This window comes from Mesorhizobium sp. CA4 (assembly GCF_020165075.1).
Lineage (GTDB): Bacteria > Pseudomonadota > Alphaproteobacteria > Rhizobiales > Rhizobiaceae > Mesorhizobium.
Genome location: NZ_JAIUHK010000076.1, coordinates 1 through 3,480, shown reverse-complemented (window position 1 = coordinate 3,480; position 3,480 = coordinate 1). Strand labels below are relative to the sequence as shown.

Sequence of the window (3,480 nt, the reverse complement as noted above, 5' to 3'; positions counted from 1 at the left end):
CCCAGCCTCCATTCGCTGGCGATAAAACCGGACAACTCATGTGCTACCTAACCCGGACAACTCATGCGCTTACGACATATTTGCCGCTTCGGGGTTGACGGACCTTGGGGTTGCGAGTAGAAGCCGCGACGTCAGAACCGATGTGAGGCTCTCCTGTCCGAAGCGACACGCTTTGGAGTTTGCCTCAAACAGGGTTCGTTTTACGAGCGAAAAGACATTTCCGGCGCGCATGAAGCGGCTTCCGCTTCCTCTGCAATTTGTTCGGGCAGGACCGCGAGGCGCGGTGTGTTGCCCGAATTTGCGTATGGAAATGACGCTTTGAGCGGCCCTGACAGGGCAGACACGGAATTGAGAGACAAGAGGGTTTAATGCCTACCGTCAACCAGCTGATCCGCAAGCCGCGCCTGGCGCCGGTGAAGCGCAACAAGGTCCCGGCCATGCAGCAGAACCCGCAGAAGCGGGGCGTCTGCACGCGCGTCTACACGACGACGCCGAAGAAGCCGAACTCGGCGCTGCGCAAGGTGGCCAAGATTCGCCTGACCAACGGCTTTGAAGTGATCGGCTACATCCCGGGCGAAGGTCACAACCTTCAGGAGCACTCGGTGGTCATGATCCGCGGCGGCCGCGTCAAGGATCTGCCGGGCGTCCGCTACCACATCATCCGCGGCGTGCTCGACACGCAGGGTGTGAAGAACCGCAAGCAGCGTCGTTCGAAATACGGCGCCAAGCGTCCGAAGTAAGGGTTTCCCATGTCCCGTCGTCACAGTGCAGAAAAGCGTGAGATCAATCCGGACCCCAAGTTCGGCGATCTGGTCGTCACCAAGTTCATGAACGCCGTCATGTATGACGGCAAGAAGTCGGTTGCCGAGACCATCGTCTACGGCGCGCTGGACCAGGTCCAGGCCAAGACCAAGCAGGAGCCGGTCACCGTCTTCCACCAGGCGCTCGACAATGTCGCGCCGCATGTGGAAGTGCGCTCGCGCCGCGTCGGCGGCGCCACCTACCAGGTTCCGGTCGACGTGCGCCCCGAGCGCCGCCAGGCGCTGGCCATCCGCTGGCTTATCGCCGCGGCCCGCAACCGCAATGAGACCACCATGGTCGACCGCCTCTCGGGTGAGCTGATGGACGCGGCCAACAACCGCGGAACGGCCGTCAAGAAGCGTGAAGACACCCACAAGATGGCGGAAGCCAACCGCGCCTTCGCGCATTACCGCTGGTAACGCGAAAGAGACTGAGAGGCACCTCCCATGGCCCGCGAATACAAAATCGAAGACTACCGCAATTTCGGTATCATGGCGCATATCGACGCCGGCAAGACGACGACGACCGAGCGCGTCCTGTACTACACGGGCAAGTCGCACAAGATCGGCGAAGTCCATGACGGCGCTGCCACCATGGACTGGATGGAGCAGGAGCAGGAACGCGGCATCACCATCACGTCGGCCGCCACCACGACCTTCTGGAAGGGTCGCGACGGCAAGATGCGCCGCTTCAACATCATCGACACTCCCGGACACGTCGACTTCACCATCGAGGTCGAGCGTTCGTTGCGCGTGCTCGACGGCGCCATCGCGCTGCTCGACGCCAACGCCGGCGTTGAGCCGCAGACCGAGACCGTGTGGCGCCAGGCCGACAAGTACCACGTGCCGCGCATGATCTTCTGCAACAAGATGGACAAGATCGGTGCCGACTTCTACCGCTCGGTGGAAATGATCGGCTCGCGCCTCGGTGCGCAGGCCGTCGTCATGCAGTTGCCGATCGGCGCTGAGACCGAGTTCAAGGGCGTCGTCGACCTCGTCGAGATGAACGCGCTGGTCTGGCGTGACGAGACCCTGGGCGCCGCATGGGACGTCGTCGAGATCCCGGCTGACCTCAAGGACAAGGCCGAGCAGTACCGCGAGAAGATGATTGAAGCCGCCGTCGAGATGGACGAGACTGCGCTCGAGAACTACCTCGAAGGCAAGATGCCGTCGAATGACGAGATCCGCGCGCTGATCCGCAAGGGCACTATCGCGGTCAAGTTCTTCCCGATGTTCTGCGGCTCGGCCTTCAAGAACAAGGGCGTGCAGCCGCTGCTCGACGCCGTCGTCGAATACCTGCCGTCGCCGATCGACGTGCCGGCCATCAAGGGTGTCGACGCCAAGACCGACGCCGAGATTGAGCGCCATGCCGATGACAACGAGCCGCTGTCGATGCTGGCGTTCAAGATCATGAACGACCCGTTCGTCGGTTCGCTGACCTTTGCCCGCATCTATTCGGGCAAGCTCACCAAGGGCACTTCGCTCGACAACACGGTGAAGGGCAAGAAGGAGCGCATCGGCCGCATGCTGCAGATGCATGCGAATTCGCGCGCAGATATCGAGGAAGCCTATGCCGGCGACATCGTTGCGCTCGCCGGCCTCAAGGACACGACCACCGGCGACACGCTCTGCGATCCGCTGCATCCGGTCATCCTGGAGCGCATGGAATTCCCCGATCCGGTCATCCAGATCGCCATCGAGCCGAAGACCAAGAACGACCAGGAAAAGATGGGCCTCGCGCTGCATCGCCTGGCGGCCGAGGATCCTTCCTTCCGCGTCAAGACCGACGAGGAAAGCGGCCAGACCATCATCGCCGGCATGGGCGAATTGCATCTCGACATCATCGTCGACCGCATGCGCCGCGAGTTCAAGGTGGAAGCCAATGTCGGCGCGCCGCAGGTGGCCTATCGCGAGACGATCACCCGCACGCACGAGCAGGACTACACGCATAAGAAGCAGACCGGCGGTACCGGCCAGTTCGCCCGCGTCAAGATCATCTTCGAGCCGAACACCGAGAGCGAAGAGTTCGTGTTCGAGTCCAAGATCGTCGGCGGTGCGGTTCCGAAGGAATACATCCCGGGCGTCGAGAAGGGCATCCAGAGCGTCATGGGTTCCGGCCCGTTCGCCGGCTTCCCGATGATCGGCGTCAAGGCGACCCTCGTCGACGGCGCCTTCCACGACGTCGACTCCTCGGTGCTGGCGTTCGAAATCGCCGCCCGCGCCTGCTTCAAGGAAGCCGCTCCGCGCCTCGGCGTGCAGCTGCTCGAGCCGATCATGAAGGTCGAGGTCGTGACGCCGGAAGACTATGTCGGCGGCGTCATCGGCGACCTCAACGGCCGTCGCGGTCAGATCCAGGGCCAGGAAGCGCGCGGCGTTGCCGTTGTCATCAACGCGATGGTGCCGCTGGCGAACATGTTCAAGTACGTCGACAATCTGCGTTCGATGTCGCAGGGCCGCGCCCAGTACACGATGCAGTTCGACCACTATGAGCCGGTTCCGACCGCGGTCGCCCAGGAAGTTCAGAAGAAATACGCGTAACTCGAGCGGGTTGCACGAGACCTTAATTCAAGGCCCGCACGGGCAGGCAGGAATGGAGAGATCACATGGCAAAAGGTAAATTCGAGCGCACCAAGCCGCATGTGAACATTGGCACGATCGGCCACGTCGATCATGGCAAGAC

3 protein-coding genes and 1 pseudogene are annotated in these 3,480 nt (G+C 62.2%); all 4 read left to right on the top strand.

Annotation, left to right across the window (positions count from 1 at the left end; all coding sequences use genetic code 11):
• Positions 1–368 precede the first annotated feature (368 nt).
• Positions 369–740, top strand: a complete 372-nt coding sequence (rpsL, locus tag LB528_RS30060) for a 30S ribosomal protein S12 (RefSeq protein WP_006202128.1) — start codon at positions 369–371, stop codon at positions 738–740.
• A 9-nt stretch (positions 741–749) separates the two neighbouring features.
• Entirely contained in the window at positions 750–1,220 is a 471-nt protein-coding gene (gene rpsG / locus LB528_RS30055) for a 30S ribosomal protein S7 (RefSeq protein ID WP_127229703.1), read from the top strand.
• Between the two features lie 27 nt (positions 1,221–1,247).
• On the top strand, positions 1,248–3,338 hold the full coding sequence (gene fusA / locus LB528_RS30050; RefSeq protein WP_224717232.1) for an elongation factor G: 2,091 nt from the start codon (positions 1,248–1,250) through the stop codon (positions 3,336–3,338).
• Between the two features lie 65 nt (positions 3,339–3,403).
• Positions 3,404–3,480, top strand: a pseudogene (locus tag LB528_RS30045) (elongation factor Tu); the annotation flags it as partial.

What these genes read in the sequence shown, in the direction of transcription:
- rpsL (WP_006202128.1), top strand. Translation starts at nt 369, where the DNA reads ATGCCTACCGTCAACCAGCTGATCCGCAAGCCGCGCCTGGCGCCGGTG.
- rpsG (WP_127229703.1), top strand. Translation starts at nt 750, where the DNA reads ATGTCCCGTCGTCACAGTGCAGAAAAGCGTGAGATCAATCCGGACCCC.
- fusA (WP_224717232.1), top strand. Translation starts at nt 1,248, where the DNA reads ATGGCCCGCGAATACAAAATCGAAGACTACCGCAATTTCGGTATCATG.